The sequence below is a fragment of the Leptolyngbya sp. FACHB-1624 genome (genome assembly GCF_047649235.1).
Classification (GTDB): domain Bacteria; phylum Cyanobacteriota; class Cyanobacteriia; order Leptolyngbyales; family Leptolyngbyaceae; genus Leptolyngbya; species Leptolyngbya boryana.
The window spans coordinates 5,982,792-6,002,572 of the sequence record NZ_CP180258.1; the positions used below are offsets into that span (position 1 = coordinate 5,982,792).

Sequence of the window (19,781 nt, forward strand, 5' to 3'; positions counted from 1 at the left end):
GAACACTCCTATTATCGAGGTGGGAGAACAAACTTAGGCTTCAAATCCTCTCTACATTCCGCTTTGGGAGGACGAGTCGGGTTATTGACAAAGGCAGCCCCGGCATCTCGCGCACATTGCGAAAATAACAATGCACCATGCCCACCATTCGGAAATTCTAGGTAAGTGCCGTTGGCTAATCCTGCAGTTGCCTCCTTGCCGATTAGTGTTGGGGTTTGGCTGTCATAGCGACTCTGTAGCACGAGAGTTGGAATGTTGCTCTTGAGTACGCCAGCGAAGGCAGCAGGTTTGACTGACCAGAACTGACAGATCGCATAAGCTGCTATGCCTGCCTCGACTCGCGATCGTCCCAGTTCAGGCATTTCCATTGCTTTGGACACCGCAGCACTCCGGGCGGGATCATTGCCTGCAATCATATCCTGACAGTCCATTGAGCGAAAGGCTCCCTGAGTTATCCCGCGATCTACAGAAGATGTTGAAGTCAGAATCCCTGAAATGACTTCATAAGCGTGACGAATTTCTGCGTCGGGCAGCGTTCTCAAAGGTTGAGTTAACGGCTCTCTCATCTGTTTGGGAAAGATTTCGGCGATTGAGGCAATCAAGGTATTGCGATCGCGCGGCTGCCCCTTGAGAAAGCCTACTCCGTAAAAATTGCCTCTAGCAATGGTGCGGTCTGCTTCTGGCAAAGTCTCGATCGCATCTAGGACTTGCTTCACCCACTTTCGAGAAGGTCGCTGTGATTCTGCTAGTTGAATTCTTTGAGACAGTAGCTTTCGAGCCTCTGCCCGCAATTCATCTGATTTGGAGATCAAATTCTGAGGTTCACCAATGGGAGGGATTTTTGTTGCAGGGGTTTTAAAGATTCTTCCGGATACAACTCCGACATACGTTGTCGTGACTCCCCGCTCTAATTCAGAGATAATCAGGGGCACATAGTTACGGATTCGATTGTCTGCATCTGAGTTGAGTGAAATAATCAAATCAGCAAAGGCATCAGAATTGATACTTTCTGGAATTGGTTTGTCTGACTTAAAATTCTGTTTAGGAATTGGGATCGGCTTTTTATCAAGGGATTTGAGCAGTGCGATCGTGCGGGCTTTGAGGTTTGGATATGCTCGATCGCACACTGCATCTTTCTGGCAATCCTCAATCAAGTTAAGGGTTACCACTTCAAGGTCAAGCGGATTAGCTTCGTACTTCCTGACATTGGGTGGAATAGTAGAGTCTAAGATTACGCTGCGAACCCGTTGAGGATGATCCCGCATAACGCGCATCGCTAGGTAAGTTCCGTAAGAAATCCCATACAGATTGACTTGATCATATCCTAGAGCAGAAGCAAGGCTGACGACATCTTTCGCGTTGTTGGAGGTGTTGTACTGAGTGAGATCATTCCCGTGCAGTTCTAGAACATTAGAACAGAGCGCGAACTGTGCCAAAGATTCACCTGTCGGATCAAGCTCGTTTTTGAATTTTGTAGCAAACGTTTCAAATTTCTTTTTCCACGGGCTGCCTGGAACCGTGAGCACCTGTGCAATGATATTGAGGGTTTGAGAACAAGCTAAATCGCCAGAATACTGTGATCCGCGTTGGTCAAACAGAATCACATCGCGGGTCTGACGCTGATGGTTATGAGCCTGAGTAAAGAATGATAGCGCTGAAATATCACTCCCGCCTGGCCCTCCGTGCAAGACGATTAGGGGATCAGGTTGGGGCGTGAGACTTTTACTTCGCAAGAGCGCGTAAGTTAGCTCGATTTGCCGCCCGTTGGGTTTACTGTAGTTTTCGGGAACAGTAACTACACCACAAATAGTGGTTTTTCCTTCGATTTCATCCGGATTGATCGGGGTTGGGCAAGGAATCTGAGTATTGCGAATTGGCTTCACAGTAAGCTGCTGAGTTTGCCCAGAGGCAGCCTGAGCAAGAGCCACAATCGGAACTAGGGCGTAGTTCAACAAAAGCGCCTTCAAGAAACGTTTCATCATAGTTTAAACTTCTAGTTTTCGATAATGCGATCGCGAGTTCGTGGGGCATTCAGAACTCGCGATCGACACTAAGATCTACAAGCCGCCTTCATTGACATCCGAGAACTGATAGTTATAAAACTCAGTTCCGGTTACTTCATTGATGATGACGACTCTTGCAGTACCGCGATCGTACATGACTCGCACCCGTCCATCCGATCCCACAAACATATTGCCAGAGGTGCGCTTCAAGATACCAGAGAACTTGAACTCTGCTTCTGTAATGGTTGCTGCTATCTCGTTTGCGTTGCGAGAAGTCATTTGGGTGATTGGAGTTGCAGATTGCATCGTATTCGGATTTGCAGGCTTGGGTTTAGGAGATGCAGTGGGAATCCAATAAACGTAAATTGACTCATTTGCAAGGCGATAGATTTGTCCTTTGTTGCCGAGTCCCGATTGCTGATAAGCAGCGCGACCGTTTTGGTCGAGATAGGTACCAGGCTGATTTCCTCGCGGACGTAATTCATAGCGTCTGCCGTTCTTAAGTTGAATGCTGACAAAGCCTTGTCGTTGTGAAAAGGTACAAGCGCCGGAAGATTTTGCGCGATCTTCTCCTTTTGGATAAACATCGCAACGAGCATTCACAGTGTCCGCTTTTGCGGTCATTGCAGGACTGAGAGATGCGATCGAGACTGCCACTGCTATAAGAGAATTTTTAAGCCTCATTTCAAGAAAGCCCCCTAGTTATTATTGGGATGTGGAAAGCAAGAAGTCGTACATTAATTGCGCTTAGTAGCGCCTGATTTTAGAAGAATAAATCGGAGCTTAATTGATTGCTGAACTGGCTGTACGCGCGAGGTTATTGCAAGTACTAAGCGAATTAAACTAAAAGCATCATAAGCCAAGAAATGTTCAGAAGATAGAGTGTCAACCCTCTTATGTAGGATTTATAACTTCCCTAAATCAGAGGAGGCGAGTTTTTCTGCTTCAGATAACAATATCCCTTTACTATTTAAATCAAATCAGTCAGAAAATACTGAAATTAACCGACAATTAGCCAGAATAAATCAGTTAATTAATTCTAAAGAAAATCTTGAATTTCTAATTGAAGTTAGCGCGACGATAAGAGACAAACTTCTATCGTAGAAATAGACTGAATCTATCAGTTAAGTCAGTTAAGTTACAAATACCAATCTAGTTTTAACCGACTGTCCATGCTAGTCTTGAGCATAGAAAATTAATCGACGATCACACCTCGATTCTTTCCCTTCCTAGCTGTCCATGACCTCGACCCCCAACCCTAAATCGAGCACGAAGCGAAAGCGTGGAATCTCTCTCAGTCCAAGTGGTTTGCGACGATTGAATCAGGCGATTCAGATTGTAGAAGCCTCAGAGAATGCTGGAAAGCGATTCACAGTCGAAGAGTTAAGCAAGCGAACTGGAATTTCGACTAGTACTTTGAGCCGTTTGTGGGCATCTAAATCTGGCATCGATCGCAGAATTCTACATTTGCTATTTAATGCATTTAAGCTGGATCTCCTCGATGGCGATCTACAAATCGATTCGGATGAGGTTGAAGCAAAAGAGATTCAATCTTGGGCTAGTACTGCTTCGACGATCGTGCAGATCCCCTATCCAAGTGGTTCGCTTCCAGTTGATTCACCGCGCTATGTGAGTCGTCCGGAGGTAGACGATCGCGCCTTGCATGAAATCGTACAGCCGAGTTGTGTGCTTCGCATCAAAGCTCCTAGTGGTTTTGGCAAAACTTCGTTGCTCTTGCGGCTCTTACATCACTGCAATCAACTTGGATACGCAACGGTTTCGATCAATCTTCAGCAGGCAGATACAGAAGTGCTTGCAGATTCTCACGCCTTTTTTCGCTGGTTTCGTGCAGTGCTAGCGCTCAAGCTAAAGTTGGATTCTAGTCAGGATCAATACTGGGATGAGCTACTTGGAAGTAAGCTCAGCACAACCCTGTATCTGCGAGAGACAGTTCTACCGCAGTTACACCGTCCCTTGGTTCTGATTATTAATGAAGTTGAGCAGGTCTTTGAATACGCTGATACTGCGAGAAACTTTCTGCCTTTACTGCGATCGTGGCACGAAGAAGCCCAGCACGATGAAGTCTGGCAACAACTTCGGCTCGTCGTTGCCTATTCAACCGATGCTTACCTACCGTTAGACATCAATCAATCCCCATTCAATGTTGGGCTACCTTTAACGCTGCCAGAGTTTAACCAAGAACAAGTGCAAACTCTGGCTCAGCTTTATTCGGTCAGTTGGAGTGAGCAAGATTGCGATCGTATCCTGGCACTCAGCGGCGGCAACCCTGCTTTAGTCAGTCTTGCTCTCTATCATCTGAATCAGGGCATGAGATTCGACGACTTACTACAATCTGCTTGTACTTTAAAGGGAATTTATCGAAATCATCTTCAGCGCCTGCTTGCTCAAGTAAATGGGAATGCACAGTGGATAGAACGCCTTGCCCCCCTGGTACAAGGAGCAGATTCAATCCATCTTGATCCAATCTTTGCCTACAAACTAGAGGGAATTGGACTGATTCAGCCTACATCGGGTGGATGGAAACTGAGTTGTGAACTCTATCGAACTGCGTTTCAAACTTATTTACTGAATTGATCCCTTCATGACAAACTCATTTCACTATAAAGTGGGTGGTAGCCTCCAAGCAGATGCTCCGACCTATGTTGTTCGACAAGCTGACCTTGAACTCTATCGGGCACTGCAAGCTGGGGAATTTTGCTATGTGTTCAATGCGCGGCAGATGGGAAAATCATCGCTGCTCGTGCGCGTTAAACAACAACTTCAACAAGCTGGAGCAGAGTGCGCTTATCTAGATATGAGTCGATTAGGAAGCGATCGACTGACTCCGAAGCAATGGTATTACGGCATTATTGTAAGTCTGCTCCAGAGCTTTCAGCGATTGAATCAAGTCAACTCTCGAGAATGGTTTGCGGCTCATGCCGATTTACCGCTCATTCAATGCTTAACTGCTTTTATTGAAGAGATTCTATTTGCAGAGTTTGCAACTGCACCAATTTATATCTTTATTGACGAGATTGATAGCTTACTTAGCTTAGAGTTTCCAGTCGATGATTTCTTTGCCTGGATTCGCTCTTGCTACAATCAGCGATCGCATGATGTTCGATATCAGCGCTTCAATATTGCTCTGTTTGGGGTAGCGACTCCTGCGGATCTGATCGCCGACAAGCAACGCACGCCTTTCAATATTGGTCGCGCAATTCAGCTTGATGGATTCACTTCAGAAGAAGCAATCCCACTGGCAACGGGGCTACAATCTGCGATCGACCATCCGATCTCAGTTCTGCAAGCGATTCTGCACTGGACAAAAGGACAACCCTTTCTCACGCAAAAGCTCTGTCAACGAGTCATTGATACGATCGGGCAAGCAACTTCGCTTCAAATTCCACCCGGTATGGAGTCCTTTTGGATCGATGAATTAGTCAAAGCTCATCTTCTAGACAATTGGGAAGCCCATGATGAACCTGTGCATTTGAGAACGATTCGCGATCGACTATTCTGGAATGAGAATCGCACTGGACGACTATTAGGCATCTATCAACAACTTTTACAAGGCGAGGCAATTCTCCTGGATGATAGTCGAGAACAGATTGAACTATTACTCTCAGGCTTGGTTGTTCGGCAAGGGAATTTACTGGCGATCAAAAATCCAATCTATCAGCAAGTTTTTGACCTGAAATGGGTCAATCAACAATTCAGTACCCTACGCCCCTATGCCAATGCGATTAACGGCTGGATTGCTTCTGCTCGAACTGATTCGACCTATCTTTTACAAGGGCGAATGTTGCTCGACGTACAGCAGTGGGCACAAAACAAAAGTCTCAGTGATTTGGACTATCAGTTTATCGCTGCAAGCCAAGATGCAGAACGGCAGCGCATTCAGCAAGAGCTAGAAACTCAGCGAGAAAGCGAACGATTTTTTCGGCAACTTGCAGAAGCGGTTCCTCAAATTGTGTGGATTGTGGAACCTGATGGCACCTTGTCTTACACGAATCAGCAAGGAAGTACTTTCTCTGGGCGCTTGTTTTCTGAAGTCGCAGATTGGAAGCGATTGGATGTTATTCATCCTGACGATCGAGAGCAGAGCCTTACGGCTTGGACGCATTCTCTCGCAACCGGAGAACCTTACGAAATCCAACTGAGAATGCAAGATGCAACTGGAAACTATCGTTGGTTTCTGAATCGAGCCATTCCCATTCGAGATAGCAATGGGCAGGTTGTGAAATGGTTCGGAACGAGCACAGACTTAGATTCGCTCAAACGAGAAGAAGAAGTTCGCCGCTTGCAAGAAGTGGAAAAACGACTGCATCAAGAACAACGCGCGGGTCGTCTGCAAAAATGGCTGCTTGGAACAATTAGCATCGCCTTTGTGATTGCAAGTGGACTCGGACTCTATGCCTTTGCCCAAAAACACGAAGCGACTCTGCGCGAAATCGAAGCGATCGCGAATGTTTCAGAAGCTCAATTTGCCTCTGGCGATCGCTTAGATGCTCTGATCACAGCTATCAAGGCACACACTCAGCTCAATCAGTTACAGAATGTTCCTGCTGAGCTTGCCGATCAAGTCGATCGAGAACTGCGCCGTGCTGCCTTTCAAGCGGTTGAGCGTAACCGATTTGCTCCGGATAAAGGCAGAGTTCGAGGTGTTGCAGTCAGTCCCGATGGGCAACGCCTCGCCACAACTCACGATCGTCCATCTATCATTTTATGGAAAGCTGATGGCACTCAACTTACCACTATTCCAGAGAAAGCTCAGAAAGTCCTGTTTAGCCGAGATGGGCAAGTTCTGATCACGGGACTAGATGACGGAACAGTGCGCTTGTGGAGCAGTCAAGACGGTAAGCCGATTGCAGTTTTTAAGGGAAGCGACAAGCTCATAATGTCGATCGACATCAGCCCGGATGGACAACAGATTGCCGCAGCGACGGGTAATCTCATCAAAATCTGGAGCTTCGATGGCAAGCTGATACGTACTTTAACTGGACATCAAGCAACCGTGTGGGAAGTAAAATTTAGCCCCGACGGGAAATCGATCGCGAGTGCGGGTGCAGATAACACTGTGATTGTCTGGAACTCAGAGGGCATCAAGATTCGCACCTTAAAAAATCCAATTGCCTCGAATGAAGGCGAAAACCGTCTCGTCGGGCTAGCTTTTAGCCCTGATAGTAAACTGCTCGTTGCAGGTGATTGGTATGGCAATATTCTCTGGTGGAACAACGAAGGGAAGCTGATCAATACTACTTCTGAGCATCGTAATGCAGTGGATAGTCTAGTCTTTAGTCCCGATGGGCGAATGCTAGCGTCTGGCAGTTGGGACAGTACGATCAAGCTATGGGATGTGAATGGAACGCTACTTCAAACCTTGCCTGGACACCCTAGCGGTACTTTGTCGATCGCATTCAGTCCCGATGGACAACAGCTTTTCTCTGGCGGTGAAGATGATCTAATTCGAGTCTGGCAACTCTCGTCTGATTTTGCCACGATCCTACGAGGACATCGCGCCTCAGTCTGGAGCGTCAAACTCAGCCCAGATGGACAAACCGTCATTTCTTCTGGCTCAGATGGCACGATCAAGCGCTGGAATCAAAGCAGTCAACTGTTGCAGAGTTTACCTTCAGAACATGGAGAGATTTGGGCAGTCGATCGCAGTCCGAATGGACAAACGATCATTGCAGGAAACGATGATGGTACGCTGACGTTCTGGAGCAAAGAGGGCAAGCTTCTCCGCACAGTAAAGGCTCACACAGCCGCAACGTTTGGTCTCACGTTTAATCCGACTGGCGAAGAAATTGCCTCTGTCGGCTGGGATGGAGCTATCAAACTCTGGAACCGCGATGGCGATCTGATTCAAGCTTTAGAAAAAAGTCGAGAGTCGTCTGATAAACTCAGCGATCGCATTAACGCTGTCGCTTTTAGCTCAAATAACCAATGGCTTGCAACCGTCGGTCGAGACGAATTCATCCGGCTCTGGCAGCGCAACGCTAACGGGCAATTTACTCCCCGCCCTCAACTCAAATTTAACGGACAGCAAGGCAATCTTTGGGATGTCGCCTTTAGTCCCGATGCTCAAATCCTCGCAACCGCGAGCGAAGACAGTACGATTAAACTCTGGTCACTGAATGGAAGCTTAATTCGCACCTTGAAAGGACATCACGATCGCGTCAATTCAATCACCTTTATTCCACCGAACGCTGGACTGCCTGCTGAATGGGGAACAGTTATCGCTTCTGCAAGTTGGGACAAAACCATCAAACTGTGGAAACTGGATGGAACACTACTCACCACACTCGAAGGACATGAAGACAGAGCTTTAGATGTGACGTTTTATCCAGCAACCCAAACGAGCAGTGCATTCCTCGCTTCTGCTGGACTCGATCGAGCAGTGATTTTATGGCGGCTTGATCGAGTGCTCAAGACCGATCAGATTTTGAACGCGAGTTGCGTCCGAGTGCGCGACTATCTGCGGAGTCAGCCAGAGTTGAGCGATCGACAATCTCTGTGTCAAAATTAAATTGTTTGACTACAGATGAATTTGGATAATCGTCGATAACTATCTATGCAGGCAGTTGGATCAGGAATTCAGTTCCCGCCCCCAAACTGGAGTTGACTAAAATCTGACCTCCATGTTTTTCCTCCACAATTTGACGGGCGATCGCTAACCCCAAGCCGGTTCCTTTTCCAACACCTTTTGTAGTGAATAAATGGTCAAAGATTCTTGCTTTCACCGCTTCGCTCATACCCTTGCCATTATCCCGAATCCGAATTTCGACGTGATTGCCTACGATGGCGGTCTGAATCTCAATACGTTGCGGGTTGGCTTCTAATTCAGCATAAGAGAAGCCTTGTGCCATTTCATCAAACATATCGATCGCGTTTGCCAAGATATTCATGAACACTTGATTCAATTGTCCAGGAAAGCACTCAACAGCCGGTAATGTTCCATACTCTTGAATAACTTGAATCGCTGGGCGAGCATCATTTGCTTTGAGGCGATATTTCAAGATGAGCAACGTGCTGTCGATGCCTTCATGCAGGTCAGCACAGACTTTATGCTCGGTATCGGCGCGCGAGAACGTGCGAAGACTATTACTAATTGACTTAATGCGATCGACGGCACCTCTCATTGAGTTCAGTACCTTCGGCAAGTCCTCGTAGATAAACTTCAAATCAATGTCTTCCGCATTGTCTTGAATGGGTGCAGCTGGGTCGGAATAATGTTGTTGATACAGTGCTAGGTGTCCGAAGACATCTTGCACATAATCGCTGGCATTTCTGATACTGCCATTGAGAAAGCCGATCGGGTTGTTGATTTCGTGAGCGACTCCAGCGACTAGGTTGCCCAAGGATGCCATTTTTTCGCTTTGCACCATTTGGAGTTGAGCATTTTGCAATTTGGCTAAGGCTTGTTCAAGTTCCTGAGATTTTTGCAAAACCGCATTTTCAGCCCGTTTGCGATCGCTAATATCTCGCGCCATTGTCGAGAAGTACTCAACTTCCCCATGACTCGATTTGTGGGCAAGCACCACTTGAGAAATCGGAATCTCCTGTCCAGTTTTATCGAGGACGGCTGTTTCACCGATCCACATTCCTGAACGGACAGCTTCAGGCAAAGCTTGATTCGCAATGATCTCGATTGCCCAATCAGGATGGTGATCGGCGATATTCGTTCCTTCTTGATCGAGACGCAACAGATTGCGCCAAGCCCGGTTCACGTAGAGAATTCGTCCTTCCGGATCAGCGGTGCCAATAAAGTCTGAGGTACTCTCTAAAATGGCGAGTAACCTTGCTTGTTCTGCTTCAACTTGTTTACGATCGCTAATGTCAATCACAATGCCATCCCAAACGACTTCGCCATCCTCCCGACGCTCGGGTTGAGAAATCGCTTGTACCCACTTCATGGCGCCAGTCGGTGTTATAATGCGCCACTCATGCCGAAATGGTGTGAGATTCTGAGCAGACTCTAGTACAGCTTGAAAAACTCCTTCTTGATCGTCGGGGTGTTCAAACTCTCGCAGGCTATACTTCCCACTCATCAGATCTTCTGCTGCGACCTCATACAGAGTTTGGCAGCCCGAACTTACATAAGGTATCGATGATGTGCCATCAGGCTGAATCCGAATCTGATAGATTAACCCTGGAATATTATCTGCAAGCTTCTGGAAGCGGGTTTCACTGACTTTTAACTGTTCTAAAGACTGTTCTAGCTGTTGTCCGTAGACTTGAGAGGCTTGGTAAAGACGCGCATTCTCTAAAGAAATTGCTGCCTGAGTACAGAGAAAATTGAGCAGGAGCAAGCGATCGCGCGTAAACACGCCACTCGTGGAGCGATTTTCTAGGTAGACCATGCTGATCAAATTTCCCCGATTCAGGATGGGCACGCAGAGGACACTTTTCGGCTGATGTTTGCTCAAATATTCATCAATTACGGGTAACTCTGTGTCGCAATTGTCAATCAGCACCATATCTTGGGTGCGTTTGACATACTGAATCAGTTTAATCGGCAGATGAGCATGATCCGCTAAGGGTTCTGTACGAAGTGCTGTCGCGTCAGCTGTGGCGATCGCTTTTACAATCCAGTCTCCCGCTTGATCGGGTAAGAGTACTGCACAGAGATCGCTGCCTGAGTATTGCAGAATCACTTGCGTCAGTTGATGAAGTAAGTCATCGAGTTGAATAGTTCCTGACAGGCTTTGGGAGGTCTTGAGGATCGCGTTAAAGTCTAGCGTGAGATTAACGCTCATCTCAGAAGAATGATTTGAACTAGTAGCGGGATGGATCGAAAGTGGTAAAGCAATTGGGGCAAGAGTTTCGAGCACATTGAAAACTGGACTCACGGGCTGGAGAATTGGATGAAGTAAATCTGGATATCGGTTTTCCAGATCAGCTGTTTTGGCTTTGGCTCCCCAACGGCTGTAGCAGTAGTATGCTTGCTGTATGTAACTTGCAGCAATTTTGGCTTTGCCCCAGTGGAGGTAAAATTTTGCTGCCAGTTCGTTGGAAAGCGCTTCATCTTGAATAAAACGATTTTCCTTGGCAATGGCGATCGCGCGATCGTAAGCTTCGATCGCATTCGTTTTATCGCCGAGAACTCGACATCGTTCTGCTTCCACCAGTTCCCAACGATGTTGATGGTTCATTGGGGCTAAGGTTGCCCAATGGTGCAATTGGTCTTGATGCTCTTGCACTTTGAGGAGTATTGTTTGACGCTCTTCGTCTGCAACTTCTGAAACTTGAGCCAGTTGAATGAGTGCCTCAAACCAGGAGTAGAGCGGAACCATAAACGTTCCTAATCCGCCATCAAGGTATTGGGCAGTTTGGGCAGAGGTTTCGATAGCCTCCCGATTTTTCTCAAAGAGATAGTAAAGAATCGTTTGGTTAATGTGCCAGATAAACAACGCAGCGCGATGATTCATCGCTTTTAGCTGAGGCAAACATTGGTCGTGGTGAAAAATCTCGCCAGTGAGCCGATAAGGAACTGCGGTCTGTCCTAGTAAATTCAGAACAGTTTGTTGATAGATCTCTTGGTAGGGTAGGCTGAATGTCTGTTTGTATCGCGCAATCGTTTGACGGTAAGCCTCCAAGGTTGGAGCCAAATCGACTAAGTCCTGCCCTGCATGATAGGCGTAATAACAATAAGCTGTTGCATTCAAGCTCAGGGATTCAATGTCTCCAGTTTCCAGCCCACTCTGATAGGCTTCCTGCAAAGGCGGAAGCATGTTAGATAAATGGGTTTTCCAATGTTTGATGTAAGTATGAACTACATACCAGGAACGACTCTTGAAGAGTTTGTCTTGCAGTTGTTCTAGTAAACTTAGTGCTAACTCTCCAAACTCATACCCGTTATCAATATCACCGATCACACAACTCAGAATCAAACCGTAGTCTGCGTAAGTAAAGATAGAAACCGGGCTGTTCCCAAATTGGATGGATAATTCAACTTGCTTGAAAATTAGTAAGGGCATTAAGTTCGGTGCTGCCATGTAAGCTGCAGACACCAATACCGTCAGGATTTCCATCGTAGCTAATCGATGGGAATCAGTCATTGCGGGCAGTTCGAGTAAACGCTGAGGTGCTTGATCTGCCCAAAGCGATCGCGTTACTCCAAAGGCTTGTCCAATGTCTGCTTGGGTGGGTTGGGCTGGAAATTCGATTCCTAATTCTTTTAAGACCTGTAAACCAACGGCGATTGAATCGAGGAATTGCCCTTGGACTTTGGCTCCCATGATTCGGATTTGCTGTACTTTGATGGTATCGAGTAAAGTTCTAGCATGGTGCAACACGATGCCTGCCCACTGTTCCATCTGCTCAAAATCTGTGTTCAGATAGCTGGCTTCAGCAATTTCTTCATGCAGTGCCAACATTAGTGGATAGTGGCTCTCCCACGCGGCTTCTGGCAAGAGTTCAATTCCTATCCTCAGATAAGCGATCGAGGCTCCATAAGCTGTCGAAGTCTTCGCTTTGCGGCCCGCTGCTACGTTTAACTCCGCCAGTTTTTCCCGTTCTGGCAGATGTGTGATCAAGGGAATACCCACATTAAGATGATTAGCAATTTCAAAGAGGCGGTCTTCCCGTTCCTGCTGAGAAGAATTCTGGAGTAATAATTGCCCCATTTTTAGATGCGTAGACTGCTGCTGACCAGCAGCAATGAGAGAATAAGCAGCTTGCTGTACTCGATCGTGCAAGAATTTATAAATCACAATAACTTCGTTCTCTTGCGTATCTCGATCCTGCGATTGAAAGAACTTGTAGGTTTCATTGATCGGGAGAATCAATCCTTCTTGTAATGCCTTCCATAACTGACTTGCTGTTTCGATCGAGGATTGTTCTGCAACGATTGCCAAGGTTTTCAAATCAAACTGGTTGCCAATGCAAGCGGCAAACTTTAACACAGTCTGCGTCTCCACAGGCAGCTTCTGCAACTGCTGCGCCATGAATTCCACGACATCATCAGTAAGTGTTAACTGCCGCATTGATGCTAAATCACATTGCCAGTATCCCAAATTAGCCTGGAATGTAATCCACCCCTCTTCATAAAGAGCTTTGAGAAACTGCGTCGTAAAGAAGGGATTGCCTTGGGTTTTTTGATAAATCAGTTGCGTGAGAGGACGTGCTAGGTCATCAGTGCAACTCAAAGTGTCAGCCACTAACAGATTTACCGTCATTTCTCTCAGAGGAGCAAGGGTAATTTTATTGATCGTGGCTTGTGCTTTCTGAATTTCTTCCAAGGTCAGCATTAAGGGATGGGTTGTGAAGACTTCGTTATCGCGATAAGCTCCCAGAATCAGTAAATAGCCAGAACTCGCTTGGCTCATTAACAACTTCACAAAGTTCAGTGAAGCAGAATCTGCCCACTGCAAGTCATCCAGAAACATAACCAGAGGATGCTCTGAGGTGCTAAACACCTGAATAAATTTCTGAAACAGAAGATTAAAACGATTCTGAGCCGCAGTGCCAGAAAGTTCTGGCGCAGGAGGTTGCACACCAAGAATGCGTTCGAGTTCCGGAATCACTTCAATAATGACTTGAGCATTCTCGCCTAAAGCTTTAAGAATCCGGGATTTCCAGGTGTGCAGTTGCTCATCTGATTCTGAGAGCAGTTGTGCCATCAAGTCGCGGAAAGCTTGAACAAAGGCAGAGAAGGGAATGTTGCGATTGAATTGGTCAAATTTGCCTTTGATGAAGTAGCCGCGTTGTCGCACAATCGGCTTATGCACTTCGTTGATGACCGCAGTTTTGCCAATTCCGGAGAATCCCGCGACTAGCATTAATTCGGTCTGTCCCTGCGCAACACGATCGAAGGCATCGAGCAAGTCTTGTACTTCCGCTTCTCGTCCATAGAGCTTTTCGGGAATGGTGAAGCGATCGCTGAGATCGCGAGTGCCGATCTCGAAAGGTATCACTGTGCCGGTTTCTTTCAGTTGATGTAGGCAAGTTTCCAAGTCATACTTCAGACCCAAGGCGCTTTGGTAGCGGTCTTCCGCATTTTTTGCCATGAGCTTCAGCACGATTTCCGACACGGTGATCGGGATCTCTGGATTGAGTTCATGGGGTGCACTCGGGACTTTAGCGAGATGACTATAGACGAGTTCCATCGGGTCATCGGACTGAAACGGAAGTTGCCCGGTCAACAGTTCGTACAAGGTGGCTCCAAAAGCATAGAAGTCACTGCGGTAATCAATGCCCCGATTCATTCGCCCGGTTTGCTCTGGAGACAGGTAAGCGAGCGTTCCTTCTAAACTGTTCGGATTCTGGATTTCTTGGGTTTCCCGAGGAAGGAGTGACGCGATGCTGAAATCGATCAACTTCACTTGTTTCGAGGTAGGCTGAATCAGAATATTTGCAGGCTTGAGGTCTTTATAAATGACCCGCTGCTGGTGCAAATCGTGCAGAATCTCGGTCAGTTGTATCGCGATCGTCAAGACCTCACACACGGACAGCGTAACCTGACGGGTATAGTCCTGAAGGGACAGCCCGCCAATGTCTTCCATGACTAAAACATAGCTGTTGCCATAGGCTTCAAGGCTATAGGGACGAATCACCCCTGGCAGGTTGAGGGCTTTGGCGATCGTGTATTGATTGCGAAAATGCAACAGATCGTCGAAGGTGGGATACTCCTGCTGTAGGAATTTCAGGACGACAGGACGCTGGCTAGACTCTTCCACCGCGCGATAAACCCGAGTGCGTGATCCAGCATACAACTGCTCCACGATCTCATAGCCAGAAAGGCTTGGAAAAGGCGTTGGATGGGTGTGAGTTGCCGGTGCCATAGGAAGGATGCGTCTCAAAAATCTAGGTTTTTTCTAGATTTCCCCTGACCTTTGGCGCGAGCAACAGGCATAATCTATGGGTTGGGCTGAAGATCACCTTAGTAATTGAGCTATGTCTAGTTTCTGAAAGGCGGCATCGACTCGGGAATGACGACTCCACCTTATTTTTCAGACTGTAAGAGAACTTTGAAGAAAACGGTCATCTCTATTGTTCAGTCTATCAATGAAAGAAATGGACAAAGTTCAGACATCTGAGCTTTGTCCAGCATTGGTGTGACAATGAGCAAGCTGAGCGATTAATTTCGAGGAGGAACTTGAATCCGAGCTGTACCAATTGGGATTTCTGCATTGAGTCCAACTTGTTTAGCTGTGACACTATAGAGTAAAATTTCGCCTTCTTCCATGGTGATATCGGTATCAGAGAAATTAATCTCGATTGTTTTTCCTGAAATTACGGGCTGATTGAACACGACTGCTACTCTTCTATCAACTCTCTCAATTTTTGCAGGAATCATTTTACCTGTTTCATCAGCCACAGTGATGCTCCGAAACTTCGCCATTTGAGGAGGAACGAGAACCATCACATCTTGTAATGACATTCCCAAAACCATCACACGGATCAGATGATTTTCACCTCGAATTTCGGAACTACTGATAAAAGGGGAATTGAAGCTAAAAAACATCTGATTGTTCTGGGATCTCACCAGAGGAGCGGTAGCAGTAGCAGGAAGAAATGTTGCTACTGAAAGTGCGATCGAGGATAGACCAACTAAGACAAAGCGTTTCATAAGCATTGTCCTGGATAAAAAGTGGTTGGATACGATTGAGTTCAGTCGAGTGTTGAACTGCTTAACTAGATAATGCTGTATGAAGCTCTAGAAAACCTGAGAGCGAGATTAAGGTTAGCTGAGAGATAGAGCTTGTAGGAAGGTTACTACGAGCATGAGGAAACTATGTTGTGCTTAAAAGATGAGGACTCACAGTTTAGGGTTTCTCAGCGTGTATAAAGTCATCTCTCATCAACCGTTAAAGCAAGTAGTGGATACTAGGCAAATTGCAGTCGTATATCCCGGTTGACCTAGGGATTAGAAGATTACCGTTTCTCTTAAAGATATGAACTTCTCAAATTTTGACCAACTTCCTACCGCCTTACAGACCGTCGTCACTCAGCAAACCTTGACGATAGGTCAGGCGCTCTTTCATAAAGGTGAACCTGCTGACACAGTATTTGTGATTCAGTTTGGACGGATTCGGTTACTGCATTACACCGAAAGTGGGCAGATTGTAAATCACTACCAAGTCAATCCCGGTGAACTTTGTGCAGAGTTGGTACTATTCATTGAGACTTATGCTTGCACTGCGATCGCGGAAGAACTCACTCAGGTTTTAGTTTTTCCGAAACAAGCCTTTCTGAAAGCACTGCAACAAGATTCGGATCTTGCGATCGCGTTTATGGCACAAATGGCGTATCGATTGCACTTGACGAAAACAATGCTAGAAGTCCGTGGAATTCGGTCAGCACGAGAACGGGTCTTGCATTATTTACGGTTTGTGATGCCAACGGATCAAAACTCTGTCCTCTTAAAGCAGCCTTTGAAGAGCATTGCCTATGATTTGGGGATCAGTCCGGAAGTATTATCGCGTACTCTGACTCAATTAGAGATCGAAGAGGTTATTTTACGGGAAAAACGTCGAATTACACTCCTCGAATAAGCTGTAATCAACTTAAAATAATCTAAAGAATAAAGAATGCTGCAAAATTGATTTGAATCAAAGACAGGCAGAAAATTACCGCCTATTCTCGTTAAAACAGACGAAAGAATATTTCCTAAGTGATGAGAGCGCATGATCAACCAGCAGAGGATGCAACACGTCGATCAAAAGCAGAGCATTCTGGATTCTTTGACGACTTTAAGCTATCGTGCTCATGATTTAAGCAGCTATCTGCATGAAATTACCCGTGCAGTCAACCAACTCCTCGATTCTGATTGGACAATCGTGGTGCTCTGCGAAGGCAATACGATTCAGGTGATTGCGAGCAGTCTAGAAATCGAGACTGAGGCTGAAGTTTCGCTACATGGCACGCTCGCGGAAAGAGTTATGTAAAGTGGCGAGCCTTTTCTGATCGAAGATGCTGGGTGTGAAGCACTGCTAGAGACCTATTTTTGTTATCTAGGTGTTCCCCTTCGGACGGTTCCGGGCGAGATTGTGGGGACAATTTGTTCGTCTAGTCAGCAACACCACCAGTATAGTCAAGATCTCATCGCCTCTGTCGAACTCTTTGCCGAACGAGCAGCAACGGCGATCGATAACTATCGCCTCTATCAACAACAACAGCAGTTTAATGAACTGCTCGAAGCAGAAATGATCAAACGCACGATCGAACTCCGCGCCGCACAAGCAAAATTGATCGAGCAAGAGCGACTCGCTGCGATCGGAGAGTTTGCTGCGATGATTGTGCATGAAATTTGCAATCCACTCACAACCGTTCAGCTTGGATTAAATCATTTTTCAAAGCTTGACTTACCCGCATCGGCTCAAGCGCGATTGTCACTAGCAACCAATGAAGCAGGGCGATTAGCAAATTTACTCGATGAGATTCTACTTTACTCCAAACCTCAAGTGTTGCAGCTCGCTGAAATCGAGATCAATACTTTTGTTCAAGCCTTACTGATGCTGTTGCAATCTATGCCCCAAGCGCAAGAACGGAGGATTGTCTTTGTTCCTTGGGATTCACCAATTTATATCTTGGGTGATGCAGCCAAGCTCAAACAAGTTTTCATTCATCTGATCCGCAATGCTTGTGAAGCGGTTGATCCTGGTTCAACAATTCTATGGACAATGAGCTTGTTGCCAGAGCAGCTTTGTCTCTCAATCCAGAATGGGGGTGATCCGATCGCGCTTGATAGTCTACCAAAATTAACACAGCCGTTTTACTCGACAAAAGCGGAGGGAACTGGATTGGGACTCGCGATCGTCAAACGCATTGTCGAAGCTCATCTCGGAAGTCTGAGTATTACTTCTTCTGAGCCTGAAGGAACAATTGTGCAAGTGCAATTGCCCCTTCAACACCAGTCTTATCAAACCTTAGTCAACCAAGAAGCCGAATAATTTAAGAAGAGATTGTGAAATGTCACCCCAAATTTGCACAGAGCACTAAGAGTAGTATCCTTGTTCAATAAAGGACAAATGGAACGAACAACAGAAGTAGCAATGTGGTAGAAAGTAGTCACGCTTAAACTGTTTGTGCTTCTGTCCGAATTGAAGGGTCATTTCAGGTCCATCGTACTGAACAAAAGTAAGCTCAGTATGAATTCAAGACTTTGTAGAGGCTCTATAACTTCCTTCATATCAAAGGTAAGCTACTTCGCTTTGATTAAATCTATCTCAACCATAAGTCCTTGCCCTCTCACGGTATCAATGCTGCCTAGAATTATCTGATGTATCTCGGGACTTCTACTGAATATTTAACCTAAGCTTTACTAAAATTCTCCTATTATAAAGAGTCTATAAGCACTACTTCTCAGTATTACTAACAGTCGTAAGTCACTGTAAGATTTGAACAGACTGCACTCGGCATCTCCACAGTGCATCTATAGCGACGCTGTTGCAATGAAATTGCAAAACTTAAGATAAATCTCAGTATTGGCTTGTTCATCTTCAACTTAAGGCTTAAATCTAATTCGTCTAAGCCTTTAGCGAATCTACCCGTACACTTTATCTATCTGTGTAGACGATGAGACATCATATAGTTTTAAGTAAGCCATTTGATTTAGAGCAATTCAGCGAAGGCGCAAGACAAGGAATAAATCCACGCCATGTCTTAGCAGACTTAAGCCAGAAACTTGATGCGACGATTCACAAAACCGGAAATCACCCGATCACGTTTCTCGATCGAGTGTTTGCGAAGTTCTTCGGCACGTTACCTGAACAATGGGCAATGGCTCGATCGATAGTGCCCCAACTTAGCAATGAAGATATCATCTTTTGCAATGGGACTGATGTTGGTTTTCCGTTAGCCATGTTGTGTAAGGTTGCAGGCAAGCGCCCGAAGCTCGCGACGCATGTGATGGTTCCCGAAAACAGACGGGTACGTTTGCTTCTGAAGTTGTTTGCGCTAGACACTCATATTGATGCTTTTCAGGTTTACAACCAGAGTCAGGGCGACTTTCTCCAATCGTTTCTCAATCTCAGCAGCGATCGTGTTAGCGTGTTCGCGCTTCACACCGATACGGATTTCTTTTCTCCCGGTGCGACTTCTCCGAGTAAATCCCGTCCTATCATTGCGAGTGCAGGCTTAGAGCAGCGAGACTATGTGACGCTTGCCGAAGCAACCCACGATCTTGATGTGGATGTGAAAATCTGTGCTGCTTCCTGTGCGGCAAAAGCAGCAGGATCGGGGGGGTTTCCGAAAGTCATTCCGGCAAACATGGAAGCGCGATATTATGATTTTGCGGAATTGCGCCAGTTGTACCGCGATGCTGACATTGTGGTGGTTCCCGTCGTGAATCATACCTATTCTGCTGGATCAACGGTTGTCTTAGAGGCAATGGCATGCTGTAAGCCTGTGGTTCTCACCAGTACGCCGGGTCGTAACACAGCTTTGAGAGATGAAGGTGTGGTGAGAGGTGTGCCAGTCGGCGATGCAGCAAGTTTAAGAGCAGCGATCGTGTCTTTGCTCAACAATCCCCAAGAAGCTGCGGCTTTAGCACAACGCGGACATGAAAAAGTGCTGCGGGAACATACTACGGAAAGGCACTTGCAGTCCTTAATCTCCCTATTAACTGCCATGGAGACAGAATCAAGTGGCGATCGCGCTGTCACTGCAGAGGCTTGAGTCGTTCGATTACGGGCGCTTTGTCACTAATGCTGTTGTAGCACTTCTGACTTTGCCAGATTGAGCATATTCAGTCTGGCATTACCATTTCCTGTCTCATGCCCTGGCTACTCCCTGCAACTAGAGCCACTTGAAGGTCAAGTGACACTACAATTC

General features: G+C 46.3%; 10 protein-coding genes. 6 read left to right on the top strand and 4 right to left on the bottom strand.

The window, feature by feature from the left end:
* Window positions 1-11: 11 nt before the first annotated feature.
* Window positions 12-1,982: an alpha/beta fold hydrolase gene (locus tag ACMUEV_RS28500; protein WP_190651035.1), complete on the bottom strand. Its 1,971-nt coding sequence runs from the start codon at window positions 1,980-1,982 to the stop codon at window positions 12-14.
* A 75-nt stretch (window positions 1,983-2,057) separates the two neighbouring features.
* Entirely contained in the window at window positions 2,058-2,660 is a 603-nt protein-coding gene (locus ACMUEV_RS28505) for a hypothetical protein (RefSeq protein ID WP_199329473.1), read from the bottom strand.
* Window positions 2,661-3,242: 582 nt separating this feature from the next.
* Between ACMUEV_RS28505 and ACMUEV_RS28510 the strand changes: the two genes are divergently transcribed.
* A complete protein-coding gene (locus ACMUEV_RS28510) occupies window positions 3,243-4,598 on the top strand; it encodes an AAA-like domain-containing protein (RefSeq protein ID WP_190651033.1) in 1,356 nt (451 codons plus the stop codon).
* A 7-nt stretch (window positions 4,599-4,605) separates the two neighbouring features.
* Window positions 4,606-8,532 (top strand): AAA-like domain-containing protein, encoded by a 3,927-nt coding sequence (locus ACMUEV_RS28515; RefSeq protein ID WP_190651031.1) that lies wholly within the window; start codon window positions 4,606-4,608, stop codon window positions 8,530-8,532.
* A gap of 43 nt (window positions 8,533-8,575) precedes the next feature.
* On the opposite strand, the gene ACMUEV_RS28520 is transcribed toward ACMUEV_RS28515, so the two are convergent.
* Together ACMUEV_RS28520 and ACMUEV_RS28525 are read right to left on the bottom strand one after the other, a co-directional pair.
* Window positions 8,576-14,788, bottom strand: a complete 6,213-nt coding sequence (locus ACMUEV_RS28520) for an AAA family ATPase (RefSeq protein ID WP_190651029.1) — start codon at window positions 14,786-14,788, stop codon at window positions 8,576-8,578.
* A gap of 296 nt (window positions 14,789-15,084) precedes the next feature.
* Window positions 15,085-15,576 carry a hypothetical protein gene (locus ACMUEV_RS28525; RefSeq protein WP_190651026.1) on the bottom strand — a complete coding sequence of 164 codons (492 nt, stop codon included), beginning with the start codon at window positions 15,574-15,576 and terminating at the stop codon, window positions 15,085-15,087.
* Between the two features lie 325 nt (window positions 15,577-15,901).
* Between ACMUEV_RS28525 and ACMUEV_RS28530 the strand changes: the two genes are divergently transcribed.
* From ACMUEV_RS28530 to ACMUEV_RS28545, 4 genes are all read left to right on the top strand, one after another.
* Window positions 15,902-16,501 carry a Crp/Fnr family transcriptional regulator gene (locus ACMUEV_RS28530; RefSeq protein ID WP_017285788.1) on the top strand — a complete coding sequence of 200 codons (600 nt, stop codon included), beginning with the start codon at window positions 15,902-15,904 and terminating at the stop codon, window positions 16,499-16,501.
* 150 nt (window positions 16,502-16,651) lie between these two features.
* Window positions 16,652-16,894, top strand: a complete 243-nt coding sequence (locus tag ACMUEV_RS28535; RefSeq protein WP_199329471.1) for a hypothetical protein — start codon at window positions 16,652-16,654, stop codon at window positions 16,892-16,894.
* A 102-nt stretch (window positions 16,895-16,996) separates the two neighbouring features.
* Window positions 16,997-17,899 carry an ATP-binding protein gene (locus ACMUEV_RS28540; RefSeq protein ID WP_199329469.1) on the top strand — a complete coding sequence of 301 codons (903 nt, stop codon included), beginning with the start codon at window positions 16,997-16,999 and terminating at the stop codon, window positions 17,897-17,899.
* Between the two features lie 625 nt (window positions 17,900-18,524).
* Complete coding sequence (locus ACMUEV_RS28545) at window positions 18,525-19,625, top strand: glycosyltransferase family 4 protein (RefSeq protein ID WP_190651024.1); 1,101 nt, start codon at window positions 18,525-18,527, stop codon at window positions 19,623-19,625.
* The last annotated feature ends 156 nt before the right edge of the window (window positions 19,626-19,781 follow it).

Coding starts and splice junctions, on each gene's coding strand:
- ACMUEV_RS28500 (WP_190651035.1), bottom strand. CDS start 1,982: ATGATGAAACGTTTCTTGAAGGCGCTTTTGTTGAACTACGCCCTAGTT.
- ACMUEV_RS28510 (WP_190651033.1), top strand. CDS start 3,243: ATGACCTCGACCCCCAACCCTAAATCGAGCACGAAGCGAAAGCGTGGA.
- ACMUEV_RS28515 (WP_190651031.1), top strand. CDS start 4,606: ATGACAAACTCATTTCACTATAAAGTGGGTGGTAGCCTCCAAGCAGAT.
- ACMUEV_RS28520 (WP_190651029.1), bottom strand. CDS start 14,788: ATGGCACCGGCAACTCACACCCATCCAACGCCTTTTCCAAGCCTTTCT.
- ACMUEV_RS28525 (WP_190651026.1), bottom strand. CDS start 15,576: ATGAAACGCTTTGTCTTAGTTGGTCTATCCTCGATCGCACTTTCAGTA.
- ACMUEV_RS28530 (WP_017285788.1), top strand. CDS start 15,902: ATGAACTTCTCAAATTTTGACCAACTTCCTACCGCCTTACAGACCGTC.
- ACMUEV_RS28535 (WP_199329471.1), top strand. CDS start 16,652: ATGCAACACGTCGATCAAAAGCAGAGCATTCTGGATTCTTTGACGACT.
- ACMUEV_RS28545 (WP_190651024.1), top strand. CDS start 18,525: ATGAGACATCATATAGTTTTAAGTAAGCCATTTGATTTAGAGCAATTC.